This window comes from Shinella sp. 20P9.1.1, from assembly GCF_057798995.1.
The window spans coordinates 557540-581641 of record NZ_JBYOLC010000001.1 but is presented as its reverse complement, the minus strand read 5'-3'; the positions used below and the strand labels follow the sequence as shown (position 1 = coordinate 581641).

The 24102-nt window shown below is 64.5% G+C and carries 21 protein-coding genes; 16 read left to right on the top strand and 5 right to left on the bottom strand.

Annotated features, from left to right (window positions below):
* Positions 1 to 157 precede the first annotated feature (157 nt).
* Together AC27VQ_RS02675 and AC27VQ_RS02670 are read left to right on the top strand one after the other, a co-directional pair.
* The gene (locus AC27VQ_RS02675) at positions 158 to 1507 is read left to right on the top strand and encodes an alpha-glucosidase/alpha-galactosidase (RefSeq protein ID WP_488715099.1); all 1350 of its coding nucleotides are present in this window, start codon (positions 158 to 160) and stop codon (positions 1505 to 1507) included.
* Positions 1508 to 1583: 76 nt separating this feature from the next.
* Positions 1584 to 2678, top strand: coding sequence for an ABC transporter ATP-binding protein (locus AC27VQ_RS02670; protein ID WP_488715098.1), 1095 nt, complete (start codon positions 1584 to 1586; stop codon positions 2676 to 2678).
* Between the two features lie 5 nt (positions 2679 to 2683).
* Here the strand turns inward: AC27VQ_RS02670 and AC27VQ_RS02665 are convergent, their stop codons facing one another.
* Positions 2684 to 3682, bottom strand: a complete 999-nt coding sequence (locus tag AC27VQ_RS02665; RefSeq protein WP_488715097.1) for an iron ABC transporter substrate-binding protein — start codon at positions 3680 to 3682, stop codon at positions 2684 to 2686.
* Between the two features lie 309 nt (positions 3683 to 3991).
* Here AC27VQ_RS02665 and AC27VQ_RS02660 point away from each other — a divergent pair, with 309 nt between their 5' ends.
* The 3 genes from AC27VQ_RS02660 to dapB are packed head-to-tail and all read left to right on the top strand — an operon-like array spanning position 3992 to position 7300.
* On the top strand, positions 3992 to 5482 hold the full coding sequence (locus tag AC27VQ_RS02660) for an ABC transporter permease (protein ID WP_488715247.1): 1491 nt from the start codon (positions 3992 to 3994) through the stop codon (positions 5480 to 5482).
* Positions 5479 to 6513, top strand: a complete 1035-nt coding sequence (locus tag AC27VQ_RS02655) for an ABC transporter ATP-binding protein (RefSeq protein WP_488715096.1) — start codon at positions 5479 to 5481, stop codon at positions 6511 to 6513. Before AC27VQ_RS02660 ends, AC27VQ_RS02655 begins: the two co-directional genes overlap by 4 nt.
* Positions 6514 to 6523: 10 nt before the next feature.
* Positions 6524 to 7300 (top strand): 4-hydroxy-tetrahydrodipicolinate reductase, encoded by a 777-nt coding sequence (gene dapB / locus AC27VQ_RS02650; RefSeq protein ID WP_488715095.1) that lies wholly within the window; start codon positions 6524 to 6526, stop codon positions 7298 to 7300.
* Between the two features lie 54 nt (positions 7301 to 7354).
* Here the strand turns inward: dapB and AC27VQ_RS02645 are convergent, their stop codons facing one another.
* The 4 genes from AC27VQ_RS02645 to mprF all read right to left on the bottom strand — a co-directional run bounded on the left by AC27VQ_RS02645 (position 7355) and on the right by mprF (position 13765).
* Complete coding sequence (locus tag AC27VQ_RS02645) at positions 7355 to 8866, bottom strand: DegQ family serine endoprotease (protein ID WP_488715094.1); 1512 nt, start codon at positions 8864 to 8866, stop codon at positions 7355 to 7357.
* A 189-nt stretch (positions 8867 to 9055) separates the two neighbouring features.
* On the bottom strand, positions 9056 to 9478 hold the full coding sequence (locus tag AC27VQ_RS02640; protein WP_313528515.1) for a hypothetical protein: 423 nt from the start codon (positions 9476 to 9478) through the stop codon (positions 9056 to 9058).
* 319 nt (positions 9479 to 9797) lie between these two features.
* Positions 9798 to 11168, bottom strand: a complete 1371-nt coding sequence (locus tag AC27VQ_RS02635) for an AcvB/VirJ family lysyl-phosphatidylglycerol hydrolase (RefSeq protein WP_488715093.1) — start codon at positions 11166 to 11168, stop codon at positions 9798 to 9800.
* Positions 11165 to 13765 (bottom strand): bifunctional lysylphosphatidylglycerol flippase/synthetase MprF, encoded by a 2601-nt coding sequence (gene mprF, locus AC27VQ_RS02630; RefSeq protein WP_488715092.1) that lies wholly within the window; start codon positions 13763 to 13765, stop codon positions 11165 to 11167. Before mprF ends, AC27VQ_RS02635 begins: the two co-directional genes overlap by 4 nt.
* A gap of 235 nt (positions 13766 to 14000) precedes the next feature.
* Here mprF and AC27VQ_RS02625 point away from each other — a divergent pair, with 235 nt between their 5' ends.
* From AC27VQ_RS02625 to AC27VQ_RS02575, 11 genes are all read left to right on the top strand, one after another.
* On the top strand, positions 14001 to 14306 hold the full coding sequence (locus tag AC27VQ_RS02625; protein WP_488715091.1) for a putative quinol monooxygenase: 306 nt from the start codon (positions 14001 to 14003) through the stop codon (positions 14304 to 14306).
* Positions 14307 to 14328: 22 nt separating this feature from the next.
* Entirely contained in the window at positions 14329 to 14643 is a 315-nt protein-coding gene (locus AC27VQ_RS02620; protein ID WP_488715090.1) for an EthD family reductase, read from the top strand.
* A gap of 41 nt (positions 14644 to 14684) precedes the next feature.
* Entirely contained in the window at positions 14685 to 15542 is an 858-nt protein-coding gene (locus tag AC27VQ_RS02615) for a sigma-70 family RNA polymerase sigma factor (protein WP_488715089.1), read from the top strand.
* Between the two features lie 212 nt (positions 15543 to 15754).
* Positions 15755 to 17020 carry a BtaA family protein gene (locus AC27VQ_RS02610; protein ID WP_488715088.1) on the top strand — a complete coding sequence of 422 codons (1266 nt, stop codon included), beginning with the start codon at positions 15755 to 15757 and terminating at the stop codon, positions 17018 to 17020.
* A 5-nt stretch (positions 17021 to 17025) separates the two neighbouring features.
* Positions 17026 to 17685: a class I SAM-dependent methyltransferase gene (locus AC27VQ_RS02605; RefSeq protein WP_488715087.1), complete on the top strand. Its 660-nt coding sequence runs from the start codon at positions 17026 to 17028 to the stop codon at positions 17683 to 17685.
* Between the two features lie 85 nt (positions 17686 to 17770).
* Complete coding sequence (locus tag AC27VQ_RS02600; protein ID WP_488715086.1) at positions 17771 to 19525, top strand: alkaline phosphatase; 1755 nt, start codon at positions 17771 to 17773, stop codon at positions 19523 to 19525.
* A gap of 78 nt (positions 19526 to 19603) precedes the next feature.
* Positions 19604 to 20068, top strand: coding sequence for a hypothetical protein (locus tag AC27VQ_RS02595; RefSeq protein WP_488715085.1), 465 nt, complete (start codon positions 19604 to 19606; stop codon positions 20066 to 20068).
* A gap of 2 nt (positions 20069 to 20070) precedes the next feature.
* A complete protein-coding gene (locus AC27VQ_RS02590; RefSeq protein ID WP_488715084.1) occupies positions 20071 to 20757 on the top strand; it encodes an ABC transporter ATP-binding protein in 687 nt (228 codons plus the stop codon).
* On the top strand, positions 20754 to 22010 hold the full coding sequence (locus AC27VQ_RS02585; RefSeq protein WP_488715083.1) for an ABC transporter permease: 1257 nt from the start codon (positions 20754 to 20756) through the stop codon (positions 22008 to 22010). The genes AC27VQ_RS02590 and AC27VQ_RS02585 overlap by 4 nt, the downstream gene beginning before the upstream one ends.
* 123 nt (positions 22011 to 22133) lie before the next feature.
* A complete protein-coding gene (locus tag AC27VQ_RS02580) occupies positions 22134 to 23528 on the top strand; it encodes an aminotransferase-like domain-containing protein (RefSeq protein WP_488715082.1) in 1395 nt (464 codons plus the stop codon).
* Between the two features lie 150 nt (positions 23529 to 23678).
* Positions 23679 to 24068, top strand: coding sequence for a DUF983 domain-containing protein (locus AC27VQ_RS02575; RefSeq protein ID WP_488715246.1), 390 nt, complete (start codon positions 23679 to 23681; stop codon positions 24066 to 24068).
* Positions 24069 to 24102 lie beyond the last annotated feature (34 nt).

Below are 24102 nucleotides of genomic sequence, written 5' to 3'. Positions count from 1 at the left end.
ATGCGACGATGCCCAAAATACTGGCGCTGGCCTCCCCCGGCGTTCACGCTCCCGCTCCTGGCGCCATCGGCGGCAGGCGCATCCACCGGCATCATCCTCCCGGATGCCGGTGGATCATTCCACACTTGACCGAAACATCATCTTTCGAGGATCCGTCATGCGACGCCCCAAAATTACGTTCATCGGCGCTGGCTCCACCGTTTTCATGAAGAACATCATCGGCGACGTGCTGCATCGTCCCGCCTTCAAGGAGGCCGTCATCGCCCTGATGGACATCAATCCCGAGCGCCTCGCCGAAAGCGAGATCGTCGCCGGCAAGCTCATCAAGACGCTCGGCGCGCGCGCCACGATCGAGACCCATACGGATCGCCGCGCCGCCCTTGCCAGCGCGGATTTCGTCGTCGTCGCCTTCCAGATCGGCGGCTACGAGCCCTGCACCGTCACGGATTTCGAAATCCCGAAAAAGTTCGGCCTGCGCCAGACGATCGCCGATACGCTCGGCATCGGCGGCATCATGCGCGGCCTCAGGACCGTGCCGCATCTCTGGGCGATCTGCGCCGACATGATGGAGGTCTGCCCCAACGCGATCCTGCTGCAATATGTCAACCCGATGGCGATCAACACCTGGGCGATCGCCGAAAAATTCCCCGCCATCCGCCAGGTCGGCTTGTGCCATTCGGTACAGGGAACGGCCTATGAGCTGTCGCGCGACCTCGACATTCCCGTCAGCGAAATCCGCTACCGCGCCGCCGGCATCAACCACATGGCGTTCTTCCTGAAGTTCGAGCATCGCCAGGCCGACGGCAGCTACCGCAACCTCTATCCGGACCTTCTCGCCGGTTACCGCGACGGCCGCTTCCCCAAGCCCAGCCACTGGAACCCGCGCTGCCCCAACAAGGTGCGCTACGAGATGATGACCCGGCTAGGCTATTTCGTGACCGAAAGCTCGGAGCATTTCGCCGAATATACGCCGTGGTTCATCAAGGAGGGCCGCGAGGACCTGATCGAGAAGTTCGGCATTCCGCTCGATGAATATCCCAAGCGCTGCGTCGAGCAGATCGCCCGCTGGAAGGAAGAGTCGCGCGCGCTCACCGGCAGCGACACGATCGAGGTGAAGGAGAGCCATGAATATGCCTCCTCCATCATGAACTCGGTCTGGACCGGCGAGCCCTCGGTCATCTACGGCAACCTGCGCAACAATGGCTGCATCACCTCGCTGCCGGCCAATTGCGCCGCCGAAGTGCCTTGCCTCGTCGACGAGAACGGCATCCAACCGACCTATATCGGCGAGCTGCCCACCCAACTCACCGCTCTGATGCGCACCAATATCAACGTGCAGGAGCTGACGGTGAAGGCACTGACGACGGAAAACCGCGAGCACATCTACCACGCCGCGATGATGGATCCGCACACCGCCGCCGAGCTGGATCTCGACCAGATCTGGAGCCTCGTCGACCAGCTGACCGCCGCCCACGGCGCGTGGCTGCCTGAATGGGCGCGGGGCTGAGACCACCTTTCCCGCGACGGGCCGGCATCCGGCCCGTCTCCTCTACGTGAAAACCGGCAAGAGCAGGCGAAACACCATGTCCTTCCTGACGATCGACAATGTCATTAAGCAGTTCGGCAACCTCCAGGTCGTCAAAGGCGTCTCCATCGAAGCGGAAAAGGGCGAGTTCATCGTCTTCGTCGGCCCGTCCGGCTGCGGAAAGTCGACGCTGCTGCGCATGATCGCCGGCCTGGAGGAGACCTCCGAAGGCACGATCTCCATCGACGGCGAGGACCTGACCCACGCCGATCCCGCCGACCGGCATGTGGCGATGGTGTTTCAGTCCTACGCGCTGTTTCCGCATATGTCCGTTTACGACAACATCGCTTTCGGCATGCAGATCAACAAGGTGCCGAAGGCCGAGATCAGGGCCCGCGTGCTGGAAGCGGCACGCATCCTGCAGATCGAGGCCCTGCTCGAGCGCAAACCGCGCCAGCTTTCCGGCGGCCAGCGCCAGCGCGTCGCCATCGGCCGCGCCATCGTGCGCAAGCCGAAAATCTTCCTGTTCGACGAGCCGCTGTCCAATCTCGATGCCGAACTGCGCACGCAGATGCGCGTGGAGATCGCCAAGCTCCATCAGGAGATCGGCGCGACGATGATCTATGTCACCCACGACCAGATAGAGGCGATGACGCTCGCCGACCGTATCGTCGTGCTGCGGGGCGGCCTGGTGGAACAGGTGGGCTCACCCGCAGACCTCTACGACCGGCCCGCCAATCTCTTCGTCGCCGGCTTCATCGGCTCGCCGCGCATGACCTTTCTGCCCGGTCGAATCGAGGCGGCAAGCGATGCGGAAATCCGCGTCTCCTCCCCCGCCTTCGCTCGCCCGCAGACGATCTCCGGCCCCTTCGCGTATCTCCCGGACGTCGGCAGCACCGTCACGCTCGGCCTGCGCCCGGAATCCTTCCGGATCGACGCCGCCGATCCCGTTCTGACGGCGACGGTCGAAATCACCGAACATCTCGGCGGATCGACGCTTGTCCATGCCCGCACGAGCGACGGAAACTCGCTGATCATGGCGACGTCGGGACGCGCCGATCTGCGCCCCGGCAATGCCCTGCCGCTTTCCTGCACCGGCTCGCCCCACGTCTTCGACGCGCAGGGCTTAAGCCTCGCCGCCACGCGGCCGTAAGGGTCTCAGAGCAGGCCGGCGGCCGTCATCAACTCGACGACCTTCTTGCTTTCGAGCGTGGAGGCCTCGACCTTCGGGGCATCCAGATCCTTGAGCGGAACGAGCTTGGGATTGGCATCCCCGGCGATCGCATATTCGAAGGACGTGCCGTCGCGCAGGATTGCCTGGCCGGCCTTGCCGGTGATCCACTTCAGGAAGGCCTGCGCCTTCTTTTGATGCGTGCTGGTCTTCAGGATACCGCCGCCGGAAATGCTGACGAAGGCGCCCGGATCCTGGTTCTTGAAATAGTGCAGGGCGACATTGCCGCTGTTTTCGCCAGTCTTCGCTTGATCGCCGAACCAGTAATAGTGATAGATCACAGCCCCTTCGACTTCCCCGGCATTGACCGCCTTCATCGCCACGCTGTTGCCTTTGTAGGGCGTCGCATTTTCCTTCATCGCCGTCAGCCAGGCCGCCGTTGCATCCTCGCCCTTCAATTGGAGCAGCGCGCCGACGATCGCCTGGAAATCCGCACCGTTCGGCGACGCGCCCCAGCGCCCCTTCCAGGCGGGATCGGCAAGGTCGAGCATCGATTTCGGCAGTTTGTCTTCGGTGAGCTTCGTCTTGTCATAGGCAAAAACCGTCGAGCGCGCGGCGATGCCCGTCCACATGCCGTTCGCCGGACGATAGTCCGCCGGCACCTGGTCGAGTGTTTCCTTGTCGACGGGCGCAAAACGCCCGGCCGCATCGAGCAACGCCATGGCAGGCGAGTTTTCCGTCAGGAAGAGATCGGCGGGCGTCAGGTCGCCCTCCTGCAGGATGAGATTGGCAAATTCCATGTCGCTGCCCTTTCGGACCACGACCTTGATGCCCGTCTCCTTGGTGAACGCATCGATCCACGCCTTGCCGAGCCCCTCGTGCTGGGCATTGTAGATGACGAGTTCGCCGGCATCCTGCGCTCTGGCGCCGGAAGCGAGTGCCGTGAGCGACAGGGCGGCAAAGGTCAATCGGATCGACAGGGTCATGATGGTCTCCTTCACAAGGCCGAGATACCGCCCGCAAAACTGGGCAAGCGCACTCTACTTATCGCCGCTTCGCGTCGCGCGCCAGTGTCACCACGCCGCAGGTAAACATCTTGGCAGCGCAAACCATTGCCTTTCACTCAAGAAATCCTTACGGCAGGAGCGGATGATCCGCAGAGTGCGAAACAGTCCGCTCGTTCTCATGGCATGAAGGCATGGGCCTTGTTGCAGGATAGTACAGTTCAGACATTCGCCCGGCCTTGGCCGGCGCGCCAGCGCATACGCGCATCGCTGCCGAATGTCTCCGTCACGATGCTCGCCGGGCTGGTGGCCTTGTTCAGCCTCGTGCCGCTCGGCTTCATCGGCTGGGTGACCTACGATGTCGGCTGGGAGACGGTGAAGACGCTGGTCTTCCGCCCGCGTATCGGCGAACTCGTTCTCAGCACGCTCTACCTCGAACTGTTGACGGTCCCGCTGTCGATTGCGTTGGCCGTCGCCATGGCATGGCTGACCGAACGCACCGATATTCCCGGCGCCCGCCTCTGGGCATGGCTGGCGATCACGCCGCTCGCCGTGCCCGCCTTTGTGCACAGTTATGCCTGGGTCAGCCTCGTGCCCAGCATGCGCGGCCTGGCCGGCGGCACCTTCGTCGCCGTGCTCGCCTATTATCCTTTCCTGTATCTTCCGGTCGCCGCCGCGCTCCGGCGGCTCGATCCCGCCGTTGAGGACGCCGCCGCCTCGCTCGGCTTGGCACCTGTCGCCGTCTTCTTCCGCGTCGTGCTGCCGCAGCTCAGGCTCGCCATCTGCGGCGGCTCGCTGCTGATCGGCCTGCATCTGCTGTCGGAATACGGCCTCTTCGCTATGATCCGCTTCGACACGCTGGCGACCGCGATCGTCGATCAGTTCCAGTCCTCCTATAACAGCCCCGCCGCCAATATGATCGGCGGCGTGCTCGTCGGGTGCTGCCTGTTCCTGCTGGCGCTGGAAGTCCTGCTGCGCGGCAATGAGCGTTATGCGCGCGTCGGCACAGGTGCCGCGCGACCCGCCGAACGACGCCGGCTCGGCCGCCTCGCTTTGCCTGCCCTCCTCCTGCCGGTGGGGCTCGCCGCCCTCACCCTCGGCGTGCCGCTGATAACGCTGGGCCGCTGGCTATGGCTCGGCGGCACCGGCATCTGGGACAGTGAAGTCACCGGCGCGGTGAGCGAAACCCTGCTCCTGGCGCTTGCCGGCGGCGTGCTCGCGACGGTCGTTGCCGTTCCCATGGCCTGGCTTTCGGTGCGTGCGCCAGGACGGTTGCAGCGGCTTCTCGAGGCCTGCCATTATTACGTCGGTTCGCTGCCGGGCGTCGTGGTGGCGCTGGCGCTCGTCTCGATCACGGTGCGCTTCCTGCTGCCGCTCTACCAGACCTTCGCCATGCTGCTGGCCGGTTATGTGCTGCTGTTTCTGCCGCGTGCCATGATCGGCCTCCGGGCCAGCATTGCGCAGGCGCCCGTCGAGCTGGAGCGCGCCGCCATGGCGCTCGGGCGCACGCCCGTGCAGGCGCTGCGGCAGGTCACGCTGCGGCTTGCCGCACCCGGTGCGGCTGCCAGCGTCGCCCTCGTCGCGCTCGGCATCACCAACGAGCTGACCGCCACCCTGATGCTTGCGCCAAACGGCGTCGAGACGCTGGCGACGCGCTTCTGGTCGCTGACGAGCGAGATCGACTATGTCGCCGCCGCGCCCTACGCGACGATGATGGTGGTGCTCTCGCTGCCGCTGACCCTTCTCCTCCATGCCCAATCGAAACGGACGGCCGGCCAATGACGCTGCTCTCCCTTGAAGCCATCAGCAAGCGCTACGGCGAGGTCCAGGCCCTGGATGGCGTCAGCCTCTCGGTCAGGCCGGGCAGCCGCACCGCCGTGGTCGGCCCCTCGGGATCGGGCAAATCGACGCTGCTGCGCATCATCGCCGGCTTCGAGTTCCCCGACAGCGGCCGTGTCTCCTGCGATGGAGCGCTGCTGGCCGAAGGGCCGGCAGGCGTGCCCGCCCACAAGCGCGGCATCGGCATCGTCTCGCAGGACGGCGCGCTGTTTCCGCATCTGAGTGTCGCCGAAAACATCGCCTTCGGCTTCGAGCGCGGCAAGGCGGACCGCGCGAAGCGTGTCGCCGATCTGCTCGACATGGTGGAACTCGACGGCAGCATGGCGACCCGCCGGCCGCACCAGCTCTCCGGCGGCCAGCAGCAGCGTGTGGCGCTCGCCCGCGCGCTCGGCCGCGAGCCACACCTGATGCTGCTCGACGAGCCGTTCTCCGCCCTCGATACCGGCCTGCGCGAAGCCATGCGCAAGGCGGTGGCGCGGGTTCTGCACAATGCCGGCATCACCGCCATTCTCGTCACCCATGACCAGACCGAGGCGCTTTCCTTCGCCGATCAGGTGGCCGTGCTGCGGGAGGGAAAACTCATCCAGGCCGGCTCGCCGCAGACCCTTTACAGGCAGCCCTGCGACCGGGAAACAGCACTCTTCCTCGGCGATGCCGTTCTCCTGCCGGCCATCGTCGGCGACGGTTTTGCCGATTGCGCCCTCGGACGCGTGGCCATCGACGGCATGCACACCGGCAAGGCGGATATCATGCTGCGGCCGGAACAGATCAGCATCGCCATCGACCACGCCGCGCCGAAGACCGGTGCCCGCGTGGTCGATGTCCAGTTCGGCGGCGCCGTCTCGACGGTCGCCGTCGCCCTGCCCGACACATCCCTGCCGCCCGTGCTGATCCGCACATCCGGCATCGCCCTTCCCAGCCCCGGCGATATCGTCCAGCTGGACATTGCCGGCCGTGCGCATGTCCTCGCCTAGGGAGCCCAAAATGCCGATCAAAATTGCCGTCGCAGGATCACGGGGACGGATGGGCCAGACGATCGTTGCCGCGCTACAGGCAGACAAGACCTCTCACTATATCGGTGGGATTGGCCGGTCTGGGCACGAGGAAGCAGGCTTCCTCTCTATCGAAGAGGCGTTCGAAAACGCCGACGTCATCATCGATTTTTCAACGGCGGCATCCGCCACCACACTCGCCGAGCGATGTGCCAGCCGACGCGGCCCGGCGCTGGTCATTGGCGCGACGGGCTTCGACCAGGACGAGGAAGACAGGATCGCAGCGGCGGCGCACCAGATTCCCATCCTGCGCTCCGGCAACTTCTCCATCGGCCTCAATCTCCTGACGAGGCTGATCTCGCATATTTCCGCAACCCTGCCGCCCGACGCCTGGGATATCGAGATCACCGAGGCCCACCACCGCCGCAAGGTCGATGCCCCCTCGGGAACGGCGCTCATGCTCGGCGAGGCGGCAGCGCAGGGGCGTGCGGTTTCGCTTGAGAGCGTTGAACGGTGCGGCCGCGAAGGAATGACGGGCCTGCGGCCGGATGGCGAGATTGGTTTCTCGGTCGTTCGTGGCGGTGGCATCGTCGGGGAGCACAGCGTGATGTTCGCCGCCGAGGAAGAGGTGATCACGATCTCCCATTCGGCGCTGGGACGCGGCATGTTTGCCCGTGGTGCGCTGGTGGCAGCCCGCTGGATCGCCGGCAAACCACCGGGCGCCTATACGATGGCGGATGTGCTCGATCCGGCCGGCTCCAGGCGCTGAACACAAAACACCGCCCGGTGGAACCGGACGGTGTTGCATCGTGATCGCGGCCTGTTATCCGACCGAGAAGGGCACGGTAACGAAGGTCTGTTCGTCCTGACGCTGGACGAGCAGCAGCACGGCCTTGCGCCCGGCCTTGCCGGCCTCGGCTACGGCGGTCTTCGCCTCGCGTGCCGATTCGACCGGCTTCTGGTTCACCGAGAGAATGACATCGCCGGGTTGCAGGCCGGCATCGGCGGCCGGTTTGTCGGGGCTGACGCCCTCGACGACGGCACCGTTCTCGCCCTTGGGCAGGCCGAGCGACTGGCGCATGTCCGCCGTCAGATCGCCGAGTTGGACGCCGATGGTCGGCACGCGCTGGCCGGCCTCGCCCGACTTGCCGCCGGCATCGGCCAGAACCTGTCCGCTGCTATCGTCATTCGTGCCGATGGTGATCGTCAGGTCCTTGTCGGCGCCGTCACGCCAAACCGTCAGCGCCTGCTTCTCGCCGGGCGAGAGATCGGCGACCATGCGCGAGAGATCGCGCGGCGAGCTCACCGCCTTGCCGCCAAGCGCCGTGACGACGTCGCCGGAGCGGATGCCGGCCTTGGCAGCAGGCGTGCCGTCATCGACCCGCGCCACCAGCGCGCCGGCCGGCTTGGCAAGGCCGATCGCATCGGCAATGTCCGATGTCACGGGCTGGATCTGCACGCCGATGAAGCCGTGTTCGATCGATCCGTCCTTCATCAGCTTGGCGACGACGGTCTGCGCCTGATCCGAGGGGATGGCGAAGCCGACGCCGACACTACCGCCGTTCGGTGAATAGATCGCCGTGTTGATGCCGACCACCTTGCCGTCGATGCCGACGAGCGGACCGCCGGAATTGCCGTGGTTGATCGGCGCGTCGATCTGGATGAAATCGTCATAGGGCCCACTGTGCAAATCGCGTCCACGAGCCGAGACGATGCCCGCCGTCACCGTCGTGCCGATGCCGAACGGATTGCCGATGGCAAGGATCGGATCGCCGGCGCGTAGCGTGTCCGACTGTCCCCAGCCGATGGTGGCGAGCGGCTTGTCCGTCTCGATCTTCACCACGGCGAGGTCGGATTTCGGATCGGCGCCGACCAGCTTGGCGGGCAGTTCCGTGCCGTCGTCGAGCGTCACCTTGATCGTGCTCGCCTTGTCGATGACGTGGTTGTTGGTGACGATGTAACCGTCGCGCGTCAGAACGAAGCCGGAGCCGAGCGCCTCGGCCTTGCCGCTCGGACGCTGGTCGGGCACCGGCATCTGCCGTTCGCCGAAGAAGTCGCGGAACTGCTGGTCGAAGGGGCTGTCGCCGCCGAAGGGCGAGGTGCCGTCGGCAGAAGCGTTCTCGGCCTTCAGCGTGGTCGTGATGGTGACGACGGCGGGCTTGTCGGCCGAGACGATGGCTGCAAACGAGCCGTCCGCAAGGGCCGAACCGAAACTTTGCGGCGCGGCGGCTTGCGCGGCCTGCGTGCCGAGAAGGCTGGAGGCGGCCACGGGCACCACCAGCAGGGCAACGCCGAGAAGCGCTGCGACACGATATTTTTCAAGAATTCTGGTCATGGTCGTCTTCCTTTGCACCGGCGCCGGAGCGCACGAAACCGGACCGCAGGTGCAGGGCGGCCGATCTCGTTTATGGTTGATGGAAATCGCGGCGGCCTCCAGCGCGAGGCCAGGCCTTGACGCCGGCCCCTAGAGCGGAGGCGGCGGGATTTATCCGGCGGGCGCGGTGTCGCCCGCCGGTTGGAAGCGTCAGCCTATCCGGGGCACATCCCGGTTGAGTTCGCGAATGTCGCCCTTCAGGCGCAGGAAGGTGGCCTTCGGGATCGCGCCATTGTGCATGTCGGCAACGGTCATGGCGTGATTGCGAATGCTGCTGGCCTCGCCTTCGAACTTGCGCGCGGCGCTGGCCGAAAGCTTGTGCATGGCCTCGTCCCGCGCGATCTTCCGGTCGGTCGCGCGGACCTCGGCGAGGACCTGGCTGAGACGCGGCTTGTGGACCTGCATCGGCGTGACGATGGCGGGCGTCGGCTGGACGAGCGGTTCGGAATCGTGTCCGCCCATGCCGACGGCGGGGTTTTCATGTCTCTCATGTCCGCTGGCGGCAAAGGCGCCACCGGTGGCAAGCGAGAGCGCGATGGTGGCGAAGGCGATGGTTTTGAATGTCGAGCGCATGATGCGTATCCTCGATGAATTGGGGATATTTCCGTCCCCGGCAGGCTGTCCGGTGTCGTCGCGTCGCGGTTGCTTCCCGCCGGCGGCATCCAGCCTGTCACCATCTATAGGCCCACTAATCGGCCCCGGTCATGTTACAATTAAATAAAGTTTCGGCCCGCGTTTCTGCCAAAGTATTGCCCGGATTGAGGAATTCTTCCAAGCGGAGTTCCGCGAAACGGCTGTCCGTTCAAGGGCTTGCAAAAACCTGCGCCGGACGGAGACGATCCGTCCCGCATGAAGGATTTGTAATCTTTGCGGGGCGCCGGTTAACGCGGGCTCAATTCGCCGGAAGCCGTGCCTTGAGTCCGTTGACGATGCGGTCGGCCAGAGCCTCGTAGTCGCTGTCGAAATGATGTCCGCCCTCGATGGCGATCGATTCCACGCCGGAGGCCTTGAGCGTCGGGCACGGATCGTCGTCTTCCTCCGTGCCGGAAATGCACTGCACGCGCTTGGGGTCGATCTTGGCGATATCATTGACGGGATCGCCGCCGGCACCCTCCCCCGCGACGCCAAGCCAGCCGGTCACGGAGACTTCGTAGTCGACCTGATGGGAAAGCGCCATGAGCGTGAGTTGCGGCACGCGGGCGCGATCTTCGGGCGAAAGCAGATTATAGGTTGCCGGCAGAATGTCCGAGCCGAAGGAGTAACCGACGAGCAGCACGTGCTTGACGTTCCATTCCTTGCGAAAAGCCTCGATGATGCGGGACAGGTCGTCCGCCGTCTCCTGCGGCTTGCGCTGCGACCAGAAGTAACGCAGCGAATCCACGCCGACGACGGGAATGCCGCGCTGCTGCAGGGCGCCGGCCACCTGCTTGTCGATGTCGCGCCAGCCGCCATCGCCCGAATAGACCACCGCCATCGTATCGAAGGCCGGCGTCGCCTTGAGCACGGCGAGCGGCAGGCCGAGCGGGCTGTCCGCATCACCGGCCGCATCGATATGGTCGGCGAGCGTCTGGGCCAGAACATCCGTGGCGGAGGCCGTCTCATCCCGCACATCGATATCGGCATGCGCCTTTTGCAGCGCCGCGACGTGATCGCGCCCCGCCTGCGGCGCGTTGCCGGTGAAGAGCACCGTCACCGGCGCCGGCAGCGCGCCGTCGGTGAGGCCATAGACGGTGCGCCCGTCAAGCTTCGTCTTGGACGCGGGCGTGCAGAGAACCTTGTCGAGCGGAATGCCGGCCTGAGGATCCACCGCGATCGCCTCGCCGATCGTGGCGGCGGGGCTCTGGGCGATCATCGCCAGCGCCAGCGCACCACCCTCGCCGATGCCGGCGATGACGGGCGGATTGTAGCTCGTCGCTCCGCCGGCCCGCTGGACCTGATGGGCAAGCGATTCCACGTCGGAGATCATATAGACGCAATCGCCATCATCGGCCTGCAAGGCCTTGAGATAGGACGGGAAATCGATGCCGACGACGGCCGCTCCCTTTTCGACGAGGGCGTCAGCTTCTTTGTCTTCGTCCGCTCCCCAACCGTTCGCATCCGAAATCAGGAAGACGCTGGCGCTCGGCGCATCGTCCGGCAGGAGAATATGATCGGCAGGGATCATGCCGGTCGCAAAGGTCTTGTCGGCCTCCTGCGCGAAACCGCTGAGGGGCGCGGCGCAGGCAAGCAGGGCGGCAAGCGCGAGAGGGCGAAAAACCTTCATTTTGAAATCACTCCTTTGACGCCGCCGCCGATGAGGAAGGTCACGTCCATCAGGGCGAGCGCCGCACCCGTGGCATTCGAAACCGCAAGATAGCGCGGCTCCCAGCGCGGATGGAACTTCGATTTGAAGGCGCGCAGGCCTTTAAAGTTATAAAACCGTTCGCCGTGCTCGAACAGCACGCCGCCAACGCGGTCCCACACGGGGGCAGCCTCGCGCTGCGCCATTCCGGACAGCGGTGCCATGCCGAGATTGAACTGCAGGTATCCCTCGGCCTTGAGATAGTCGAGAATGCTGGCGAAGAGGAAATCCATCGTGCCCTTCGGCGCCTCGGGCGCAAAGCGCATGAGATCGACGGTCGCTTCGGCCTTCGTATCGGTCACCATGAGCGTGGCGAAGGCGACGATATCGTCTTCCAGCCGCACGACGGCGACGGGTTGCTCGAGCACATAGCTGTCCTCGAAAGCGCCGAGCGAGAAGGTCTTCTCCTTGGCGTCGTGATGGGCAAGCCAGCCGTCGGAGACGGCGCGCAGCGCCGGCAGGATCGCGGCGACATCCTGCGGCGGCACCACGGTGAAGGTGAGGCCGTCGCGAAGGCCGCGATTGTGCGATTGCCGGAGATTGGCGAAGCGGCTGCCCTTCATTTCGAACTGCGGAAGATCGATGATGGCGAGTTCGCCAAGCTTGAAGGCGCGCAGACCCACATCCGCGCAGGCCGAAAGCAGGATCGGCGAGATCTGGTAGAAGGCCGCCCGCCCACCGCCGGCCCGAGCCGCGCCGACGAATTGCCAGACGAGTTCCGGAAACTCCTCGTCCAGGCCGATCGGATCGGCTAGCGCAATCCAGGACCGGCCATGGATGCCATACATGATGTAGGACTTGCCCGACGGCGAGAACAGAAGCCGCTTGTCGCCCATGCGCACGAGATTGGCATCGGCGAAATCCTGGCCCATGGTGATGGCAACCGCCTGTTCCAGCTCTTCCGGCGTCGGCCCTTCTGTTCGGAAATGCGCCGGCCGCAGCAGGCTGAACAGCGCGAGCGCCGAGGACGCAATGGCAAGCCCCAAGAGAGCACGCAGGCCGCGCGGCGCCTCCTCGGAGAATTCGAACTGCCACCATAGTTCATGCGCATAGTCCGTATCGCGATAGACGAAGAGCAGGATGAGCGTCGCTGTGACGATGATGACGGCGATCGCCGCAAGCCAGGATGGCCCGAGCGCCTGGCGCAGCAGCGAGGAATGCCGGTCGAAGGCGCGGGCATTGGCAAGCAGCGCGACGATGAACAGTGCAAGCAGGCCCGCCTCGAAAACGGCGATGGCCTTGAGGAAGGCGAAGGCGAAGGCGACCGAGGCGCCCGCCAGCGCCACCCACCAGGCGCCGTCCAGCCGCTGCCCGAGCCCGCGGGCGGCGACGATCAACAGCAGGCCGAGGAGGCTCGACAGGAAATGCGCGCCCTCGACGATCGGCAGCGGCAGGTAGCCTGCGAGGAAATCGAGGTCCGAATCGGGTGTCGGCACCACGCTGGAAAAGATCAGCATGGCACCAAGTATCAGCGAGAGGGTGGAGATCAGCGCAGGCGCCAGTTTGCCGGCGAGTTGCGCCGCCTCGGCAACGCCGGGCCGCAACACGAGCTGCCGCATCTCGGTGATCAACAGCAGCACGGTGGCAAGCAGAAGCGGCAGCACATAGTAGATCAGGCGGTAGAGCACGAGGCTGCCGAGCAGCTGGTCGATGCTGATGGCGTTGGAAAGCCCCGCCATGATGACCGCCTCGAACACACCGAGACCGGCCGGAACGTGGCTGAGCACGCCAAAACCGATCGCCACCGCATAGACCGCAAGGAAGGTCGGCCAGCCGACCTGGGTGTCGGGCAGCAGCACATAGAGCACGGAGGCGGCGGCGGCGATATCGAAGGCAGAGACGAGGAACTGGCGGGATGCGGTGCGGCTGTCCGGCAGCCGGAGTTCAAAACCCTTGAAGCGCAACGCATGCCCGTTGCGGCCGCTGTAGAACAGCCCGATCAGGACGATGAGGATCAGAAGGGCGGCAGCGCGCAGCCAGAACGCATCGACACCGAGAATGCCGGCGACGCGCGGGGCGACGGCGAGCGCCGCGAGCGCGCTGACGGAAAGCAGGCCAAGCCCGAAAGAGAGTGTGACAAAGGCAATGACACGGGCGATGTCGCCCGGCGCCAACCCGAGACGGGAATAGGCGCGAAACCGGATCGCCCCGCCACTCAAGGGGCCGAAGCCCACCGTATTACCGACGGCATAGGCCATGAAGGCCGTCACCGCGACGGACGGGAACGGCGCCTTGCGGCCGATATAGTCGAGCGCATTGGCATCGTAGAGGATCAGCGCCAGGAAACTCAGCAGGGTGAACCCCGCCGCGAGCGCAATCGCGCTCCAGGAGGTCGCCGAAAGTGCGGCCAGCACATCATCGTAGCGCACCTCCGCCGTCAGCCGGTAGATTCCGAAGGCGACAAGGGCGAAGACGAAGAGGCTCGCAACGGCAAGAATATAAAGGCGGTAGATCAGGAACAGGCGGACAAGCCGCGACGCTCCGGTTTCATCGACGACCGCACTGCTCTCATCCGACATGTTCTGCCCAGCCTTGATTTGGTGGCCTTATACTGGCGCAGGTTGTGGCGAATATCGGGCAGTCTTTCGCCTGCATGCCTCAATTGGCTGCGGCGTATTATCCCCTTTCTATCACGAAGGCGCCGTGCGGAGCACCTTCCCCTTTCGATTGCTCCATCAAAAAATCTTCTAAATCGCGATCCGTTTTCATGCTCCGCATCGTCCTTGGCGCATCCGAACCTGAAGGAGACATGCCATGGCCGATGCGCCCGTTATCCTGATCAACCTGCTCAGGGTGAAACCCGGACAGCAGGATGCGCTTGTCGCGCTTCTCAACGAAAACATCGACACCGTCATCCGCACGCTGGACGGCTGGAAAGCGACCCGCGTGATCGGGGCATCCGACGGCACCGGCGTCGTCATCTATTCCGAATGGGAGACGCCTGCGGCCGTCGAGGCGATGCGGAGCGATCCGCGCATACTGGCCTGTTTCCCGAAGATATCGGAACTGGCAAGTCTGGATTCGCTTCTCGGTGCAATCGCGTCGCAAACGGCACGGTAGGCAATCAAAGCAGGAGAACACCATGGCCCAGATGGTCGTGATCTATCGCACGCCGCAGGATATCGCGGCCTTCGACCGGCACTATTTCGATATCCACGTGCCGCTTGCCAAGACGCTTCCAGGCTTACGGAAATACGAGATCAGCGACGGCCCCATCGCCGCACCGGCGGGCTCCGACGATGTCTATCGCATCGGGAGGCTGTCTTTCGATAACCTCACAGCCCTCCAGGCGGCCTTTGCAAGCCCTGAAGGGCGGGCAGCCGCGGCCGATCGTCGGCTGTTTGCGCCTGACGATTCAGGCGTTCAAATCTACCTCTTCGACAGTAAGGTGCTCTGACTTCAGGTCCACCGGACAAGGGAGAGGCAGGAACGATAAACATGGATATGGAAGAATTCGAGGAACACCTGAAGACGCTGCGTCCGCGCCTCCATCGTTATTGCGCGCGCATGACGGGATCGGCCGTCAGCGGCGAGGATGTGGTGCAGGACACGCTGCTCAAGGCATTCAACGCCCGAAGCCAGGGCATCGAGGTGGAGAATATCGAGGGCTGGCTGTTTCGCATTGCCCACAATACGAGTCTCGATTTCCTGCGCAGCCGAGCCCGCAACATGGTCGTGCCGTTGACGGAGGATATCGAAGCCGCACCGCTTTCCGGTGTCGATACCGTCGCCGTCAGTTTCCAGACCTTTCTGCGCCTGGCGGAACTCCAGCGTTGCGCGGTCATCCTCAAGGACGTTCTCGGACATTCGATAGAGGAGATCGCCGATATCGCCGAATGTTCGCCGGCGGCAGCCAAATCGGCGCTCCAGCGTGGGCGCGGTGCGCTCAGGCTGCTGGCGTCAGAACCGGAGGACACAAGACTACCGCTGATGTCCGATATCGACCGGCGGAAGATCACGGCCTATGTCGATTTCTTCCGCAGCGGCGACTTCGACGCGATCCGCGCCATGCTTGCCGATGACGTGAAGCTCGAACTGGTCAACCGCCTCCGCCTGCAGGGGCGCGAGAAAATTACCCCCTACTTCACGCGCTATGCCGAAGTGGCGAAATGGCGCTTCGCCTTGGGTGCAATCGAAGGGCAGCCGGCCATGCTGGTCTTCGACGGCACCGGCACGATGGAGAGCCCCGCCCATTTTGTCCTGATCGAATGGTCGGACGATCGAATCACCGCGATCCGGGATTTCCTCTTCGCGCCCTATGTGCTCGAGGCCATGGACTGGGTGCGGCTCGGCTAGCGCCCTGCGTGGGCCATCCCAAGCCTACGGCAGCGGATCGAAAGGCCGATGTCATTCCCGTGTCATCGCAATCTGTTGAAACGCTGCCCCATGCCGTCGGGCAAGTGTGACAGCTCCGTTCCGGGAATGTCCGTTGCATGACAGGCACACGCGCCGCTGTCTGGTGACAGCGCGCGGTGGTTACGGACAGTCCAGCTCAGGAACCAAGCCCGATGATCGAAACGGTCGCTTCTCCAGCCCTCTCCCCCGTCGCAGCACGCAAGGAGGCGGTCGGCAAGCGCCTTAACCGCGCGGTGCGGCGCAACTCGCTGCTATCGGCGTCGGGCCTGTCGGAATATGTCTTCTCGCGGCTGTTTCGCAATCTCGTCTATGCACAGATCTGGGAAGATCCCGACGTTGACATGGCCGCGCTGAACATCGCGCCGGGCACCACCATCGTCACCATCGCCTCGGGCGGCTGCAACGCGATGTCCTATCTGATCGCCGATCCCGCCCGCATCGAGGCCGTCGATCTCAATCCCGCGCATGTCGCCTTCAACCGCCTGAAATTCATGGCCGCCCGCCACCTGCCCGACTACGAGACTTTCTACCGCTTTTACGGCAAGGGCGACGACCGGCGGAACCTCGATGCCTACAAGCTCCATCTGCGCCCGCATCTTGACGACGAGACGCGCGACTATTGGGAAAGCCGCACGCTGACCGGCCGCCGCCGTATCTCCATCTTCCATCGCCGGCTCTATCGCCACGGCCTGCTCGGCGGCTTCATCGGCCTCGGCCATACGATGGCCCGTCTCTATGGTGCGGATCCGCGCGGCCTGCTGGAGGCCCGCACGCTTGAGGACCAGAAGCGCTTCTTCGACGAGACGCTTTCGCCACTGTTCGACAAGCGGCTGATCCGCTGGGCGACGGGGCGCAAGAGCTCGCTGTTCGGCCTCGGCATTCCGCCGCAGCAGTATGAAGCCCTATCGGGCGCCGGCAATGGCATGGCGGAAATCCTGCGTGCCCGCGTTGAAAAACTCGCCTGTGGCTTTCCGCTTTCGGAAAACTATTTCGCCTGGCAGGCTTTCGGCCGCAGCTATGGCAAGGACGAACAGGCACCGCTGCCACCCTATCTCCTGCGGCAGAATTTCGAAACAGTCCGCAGCCGCGCCGAACGCATTTCCATCACCAACACGTCGCTGACGGAATTCCTGGCGGCCAAGGCGTCGCAGACGGTCGATCGGTTCATTCTGCTCGATGCGCAGGACTGGATGACGGATGCGCAGCTCAATGCGCTTTGGAGCGAAATCACCCGCACCGCCGCGCCGGATGCCCGCGTCATCTTCCGCACCGCACCGGCCGAAAGCCTGCTGCCGGGCCGTGTCGCGCAGACCATCCTCGATCGCTGGGCCTATCAGGAGACGGAATCGCGTGCCCTACACGAGAAGGACCGGTCGTCGATCTACGGCGGCTTCCACCTCTACACCTTCAAGGGGTGAGCGCCATGAACACCGTCTCCGATCACGCCCTGCTCATGGACCGCATCTACCGCTGGCAGCGGCGGTTCGGCATCTATGATGCGACCCGCAAATATTATCTGCTGGGCCGCGACCCGCTGCTTTCGGGCCTTGCCCCGCCCCCCGGCGGTTGCGTGCTGGAGATCGGCTGCGGCACGGGGCGCAACCTCGTGAAGGCCGCACGGCTCTATCCACAAGCCCGCTTCAACGGCATCGATATATCCCGGGAAATGCTGACAGCGGCACAAGCGGCCATAGAGACTGCCGGACTGCGGGATCGGGTGCGCCTTGCCCGTGCCGATGCAGCGAATTTCGACCCGCAATCGCTGTTCGGGCAGCACGAATACGACCGCATTTTCATTTCCTATGTCGTATCGATGATCCCGCAGTGGCAACGCGTCATGGAAGCCGCCGTCGCCGGCCTGTCGCCGGACGGTGAATTGCATATCGCCGATTTCGGCGACATGCAGCGCCTTCCCCGCTGGTTCAAGAGCGCCGTTGACACCTGGCTCGGCTGGCACCACGTCACCCCACGCGCCGAGCTGTTCGAGGTGTCGTCTGAGCTCGCCGCAACCCATGGCGGCACCGTAGGGGTGCAGCGCCTGCATCGCGGCTTCTCGTGGCTCGTGACGATCCGAAAAGCCTGACCGAAGACCACCCCTCTTGTAATACGCTTGTCACGCAGGCTTCTTATCGCAGGAGGGCAACGCACCGCTTTAGAGAGGCACTCCCATGCGTCAACTCCTCCTCGCCTTCGCATCGGCCACGATGCTAGCCGGCGCCGCCCAAGCCGCCACCGTCTACCCGCTCGACCGTGCCACGATCCTCGTCGGCTCCCCCTTCGACTTCAAAGTCGAGTTCGATGCCGTCGTGAAGCCTGAGGACGTGAAGGTCACGGTCAACGGCCAGGACTACGAAGCCGTCTTCGGCAAAAAGGCCGAATTCGTTGCGGAAGAAAAAGGCGGGGAAGACAAGGTTCTGGGTTCCGCGCTCATCCTGCGCGATCTGACGATCGGCGCCGCCGGCGCATACAAGATTGAAGTCTCCGCCGGCAGCGAAGCCAAGTCCATCGCCTGGGACGTCTACGAGACGGTCGCCCAACCGAAGGCCAAGAACATCATCTTCATGATCGCCGACGGCCTGTCGGTTGCCCACCGCACGGGTGCGCGCATCATGTCCAAGGGCATGGCCGAGGGCAAGGCAAACGGCCGCCTTGCCATGGACGACATCCCGCCGGTCGCCTTCATCGGCACCTCCTCGACGCATTCGATCGCCACCGACAGCGCCAACACGGCCTCGGCATACATGACCGGCCACAAGTCGCGGGTCAACGCGCTCGGTGTTTATGCCGACCGCACGCCCGACAGCCTCGACGACCCGAAGGTCGAGACCATTGCCGAAGCGCTGCGCCGCACGACGAAGAAGTCCGTCGGCATCGTGACGACGGCCGAAGTCGAAGACGCCACCCCGGCCGCCCTCGTCTCTCACACCCGCAAGCGCGCAGACAAGGCCGAGATCGTCGGCATGATGCTCGACGTCAAGCCGGACGTGCTGTTCGGCGGCGGCTCGGCCTATTTCCTCGGCAAGGATGTCCCCGGCTCCAAGCGCAAGGACGACAAGGACTATATCGCCGAGTTTAAGAATGCCGGCTATGCGCTCGCCATAGACAAGACGGAACTGGCCGCGACTGCCGGCTCGAACCAGGAGAAGCTGCTCGGCCTCTTCCACACCGGCAACATGGACGTGACGCTCGATCGCGAATTCCTCAAGAAGGGCACGGTCGACAAGTTCCCGAACCAGCCGGGCCTCGTCGACATGACCAAGGCCGCGCTAGACAAGCTCTCCAAGAACCCGGACGGCTTCTTCCTGATGGTCGAGGGCGCCTCGGTCGACAAGATGAGCCACCCGCTCGATTGGGATCGCGCGCTCGTCGAAACCATCGAATTCGACAAGGCCGTCGCCGTTGCCCGCGAATTCGCCGACAAGAACCCCGATACGCTGATCGTCGTCACGGGCGATCACACGCACGGCGTCTCCATCATCGGTACGGTCGATGACGAAAAGCCCGGCACGGAAATGCGCGAGAAGGTCGGCACCTACGACAATGCCGGCTTCCCGAACTACGAGGACAAGGACGGCGACGGCTATCCGGATCGCGTCGATGTCTCGCGCCGCCTGTTCGTGGCCGCCAACAATGGCCCCGACCATTACGAGACCTTCCGTCCGAAGCTCGACGGCCCCTTCGTTCCCGCCGTCCAGAACGAGGCGAAGGAGTATATCGCAAACGAAGCCTACAAGGATGTTCCCGGCGCGGTCTTCGTGCAGGGCAACATTCCGAAGGACGAGGATAGCGGCGTTCATGCGGTGGACGATGTCGTGCTTCAGGCCGCCGGCCCTGGCTCGGAGGGCTTCCGTGGCTATATGGAACAGAGCGACGTCTATCGCGTGCTCGCCGATACCTTCGCGCTCGGCACGGCCAAGAACTAAGGGCGTCTTGCCCCAAAATGGACAGGCGGTCTCGCACCGCCTGTCCATGCCATCGTGAATGAACAAGGAAGCAGGCGCATGACGGATACTCCCCGCACGTTTCTCACCCGGCGGCGGATGCTCTCGGCGCTTGCGACCCTGCCCGTGCTTTCGCTGGCCCGCCAGGCATTTGCCGCCGAAACGCTCGGCTTCGGCGAACTCTATAAAAGCTTCGGCGTGCTGGGCCTTGAATTTTCCGACAAGGTGAAGCGGCTGAACGGTGAGGACGTCACCGTCAAGGGTTTCATGGCGCCGCCACTGAAGGCAGAGGCGAACTTCTTCGTGCTGACGGAAATTCCGATGTCGCTCTGCCCCTTCTGCTCCTCCGATGCGGACTGGCCGGACAATATCCTCGTCGTCTATCTCTCGGAAAAACAGACCTTCGTGCAGTACAATGCACCGATCGAGGCACATGGCGTGCTCGAATACGGCGCCTGGACCGATCCGGAAACCGGCTTCCGCAGCCAGCTGCGGCTGCGCGAAGCCGCCTTCAACACGGTCTGACCATGCTGGCGCTCGATATTTCCGGCTTGGAAATGCGCTTTCCCGGCCTCGATACGTCGGTGCTTTCCATTCCCCGGCTTCATCTTCCCGCCAGCGGGCAGCTTGCCGTCACCGGCGCCTCCGGCTCCGGCAAGAGCACGCTGGTCAATGCCATCACCGGGCTCGAAACCGCGACAAGCGGCTCCGTCTCCTGGGGCGAGACGAACATTTCTGCGCTCTCCGCCGGCCGACGCGATGCGTTCCGCGCCGCCCATATCGGACTGGTCATGCAGGATTTCCACCTCTTTCCCGGCCTCTCGGCGTTCGAAAACGTCGTGCTGCCGGCGCGTCTCTCCCGCCGGCTCACACCGGCCGCTCGCGAGCGCGCACTGCACCTTCTGAAAACGACGGGCATCGCCCGGCCCAACCAGCCTATCGAAACCCTGTCGCGCGGCGAGATGCAGCGTGTCGCGGTGGCGCGGGCGCTGCTGTCGAAACCCGGCGTGATCGTCGCGGATGAACCGACCGCCAGCCTCGACCGCCGCACCGGCGAGGAGGTCTCCGAACTGATCGTCCGCCTCGCCCGGCAGGAGGGCGCAACGCTCGTCGTCGTCACCCACGATCCCGTCCTCATGGAGCGGCTCGAGCGGCGCATTGTCCTCGATGGCGGCCGCATCGTCGAAGACAGCGCGGAGGTGCGCGCGGCATGATGCGTTTCATCCTTGCCGATCTCAACCGCTTCAAAGCCGGCGCGCTGGCCGTCGTCATGCTGATTGCGCTCTCCGTCGCCCTCAGCGTCACCGTCACCTTGCAGGAGCGTGCGGTGCGCCTCGGCAGCGCGCGGGCGGCGGAAAAATTCGACCTTCTGGTCGGCGCGGCTGGCAGCGAGACGCAGCTTGCCCTTTCCGCCGTATTCCTCCAGCCCTCACCGCTACCGCTGATGTCGGGCCGCGTTCTGGCAAAACTGTCCGCCGATCCGCGCGTCGATTTTGCCGCGCCCGTCGGCTTCGGCGATTCCGCGGATGGCCATCCCGTCGTCGGTACGACGAGCAGGCTGATCGCTACCCTCTCACCAGTGCTTGCCGAGGGCACCACCTTCTCTCGTCTCGGCGATGCCGTTATCGGCGCTGATGTGCCCAGGCGCATCGGCGCCGAGATCAAGCCGATGCATGGTGGCGCCGACGAGGGCGGCCATACCCACACCGAGATTGTCTACACGGTGACCGGCCGAATGGCGCCGACGGGCACCGCCTGGGACCGCGCGATCCTCGTACCGATCCGCGCCGTCTGGCAGTTGCACGGCATGGCCGCGGACGACACGCGCAACCATGCCGACGAAACGCATGGGAGCGCCGAGCAGGAGGACCACGATCATGAAGCGCATATCGAGGCCGATGCCGCGATAGATGAACATTTCGATACCGAGACACCCGGCATTCCCGCCGTTCTCGTCAAGCCCAAAACCATCGCCGACGCCTATCGCCTGCGCCAGGAATACCGTGGCGAGACGACGCTGGCCGTCTTCCCGGCCGAGGTTCTGACCCGCCTCTATGCGACGCTCGGCGATGCGCGCGGCCTGCTGCTTGCCATCGCCATCGGCACGCAGGTCATCGTGATCGCCGCTGTACTGCTGGTCACCATCATGCATGTCGGTGCGCGCCAGCGGCAGATCGGGGCGCTCCGGGCTTTCGGCGCGCCGCGCCGTGCGGTCGTCGCCATCGTTTGGGGCGAACTCTTTGCGCTTTTCCTGGCGGGTTTCGCCGCCGGCCTGCTGATCGGCTACGGCGCCGCCCACCTCATATCGGCCACCCTCACCGCCACGACCGCCCTCCGCATGCCGGTGGAATTCGCAAGGGAAGACCTGTCGCTGGCCTTATGGTTCATCGTGCTCGCCGTTGTGGTATCCATCCTCCCAGCGCTATCGACACTTCGCTTAAGCCCGGCGCGCGCCTTGAGAGGGTGACCGGCCATAGTTCCTTCGGACAGCGTTTCTGCGCCCCGCGACGCTTTGCCCACCTTCTGCGGATGACAAGCGCGAATACAGGCAATATACAGTCAATATTCGCGCAGCCTGGAATCCCCTCGCATGAAGACATGGCATCCCGATCTCAGTGTGAGCGATAGCCCGCTCTATATGGCGCTTGCCGAGGCGATCGAGCGCGACCTGCGCGGCGGCACGCTTTCGGCCGGTGACAAGCTGCCGACCCATCGCGATCTCGCCGGGCGCCTTGCGATCGATGTCACCACGGTCGCCCGCGGCTATGTCGAGGCACAGAAGCGTGGCCTCGTACAGGCGCATGTCGGCCGTGGCACCTTCGTGACGGGCGCTCCACGCACCGCCTCCGAAACGGTCCAGCCGGATGCCCGTCGCGCGGCGATCGTCGACCCTTCCATGAACATGCCGCCGGAGCCGGACGATCCCGCCCTCGTCGCCCGGATGCGCGCGGGTTTTTCAGCGCTTGCGGCCGATCTGGTGCCGCTCCTGCGCTACCAGACGTTCGGTGGCGCGCCCATGGACAAGGAGGCCGCCGCCCTGTGGCTAGGCCGACGCGGTCTCGTGCCAGCTCAGGAGCGCATCTTCATCGCGCCCGGCGCCCATCCTGCACTGCTCGCCATCCTCGGCATCTTGGCAAAACCGGGCGAAACGGTGCTGTCCGAAACCATCACCTATCCCGGCATACGCTCGATTGCCGCGCAGTTGCGGCTGCGGCTAACCGGCCTTGCCATGGACGATGACGGCATCCTGCCGGAGGCGTTCGCCGAGGCGTGTGAACGGGAAACCCCTAGGGCGCTATACCTTAATCCGACGTTGCAAAATCCACTGACTTTCACCATGCCGGCAGCGCGGCGGGCGGAAATCGCCGCCGTCGCGCAAAAATACCGCGTCCCCATCATCGAGGATGATGCCTATGGCTTTCTCCCCCTGAACAGACCGGCGCCGCTCACTAGCCATGCGCCCGATCTTACCTGGCATATCGGCGGACTTTCGAAATGCATCGGCGCGGGCCTGCGTCTCGCCTATGTTGTCGCGCCCGAGGACGGCCGCGCCCTCTGGTCCTTTGCCGGCGCGATGCGGTCCGGCAATGTCATGGCCTCGCCGCTGACCGCGGCGCTCGCCACCCGCTGGATCGGTGACGGCACGGCGGATGCCATCCTCGACTTCCTGCGCGAGGAAGCCACCACCCGGCAGGCGATGGTCGCGAGCCTGCTTCCGCCGGGCAGTTACCGTGCGGACCCGCTCAGCTTCAACATCTGGCTGCCCCTGCCGCATGGCTGGACGCGCTCGACATTCAGCGCCCATATGCGCACCTCCGGCCTCGGCACCGTCGCAAGCGATGCCTTCGCCGTCGATGGCACACCGCCCGAGGCGGTCCGCGTCTGTATCGGCGGGCCGATTGCCCGCCCGCAACTCCAGAGCGCGCTCGAATTCATGGCGCATGCGCTGGAAGGCCCGCCCGAAATGGCCGGCTCCTTCTTCTGATCGCCTGATCGTCCTTCCTCTTCGAAAATCAAGCGCACGGCCTTGCGCGGGGCTGCGTCAGTATGTCTGCTGGACATATTGAATGGATTGATACATCAATATACCTGCAATAAATGAACGTATTGAATGGCATCAAGAAAGGTGCACATCATGGACAAGGACTATCCTGCACTGCCCCCCATGCAGACCGGCGTCCGGGGCCGCTGCCCGCGCTGCGGCCAGGGTCATCTGTTCAACGGCTTCCTGACGCTCGCGCCGAAATGCGAGGCCTGCGGGCTCGACTATTCCTTCGCCGATCCGGCCGACGGCCCAGCCTTCTTCGTCATCTGCTTCGCCTGCGTGCCGAGCGTGGCACTGGCGGTATGGCTGGAGGTCGTCTTCAGCGCCTCGCTGCTCACGCAGTTCCTGGTGACCGGCCCCTTCATGCTTTTGACCTGCATTCCGCCGCTCAGGCCCTTGAAGGGATGGCTCATCGCCAGCCAATATTTCTACAAGGCCGAAGAGGGCAAACTGGTTCGCCGGGCTCCGGAGCCGAGCTGATCGGACAGCAAGAACCGCACGCCGGAGATTGCTG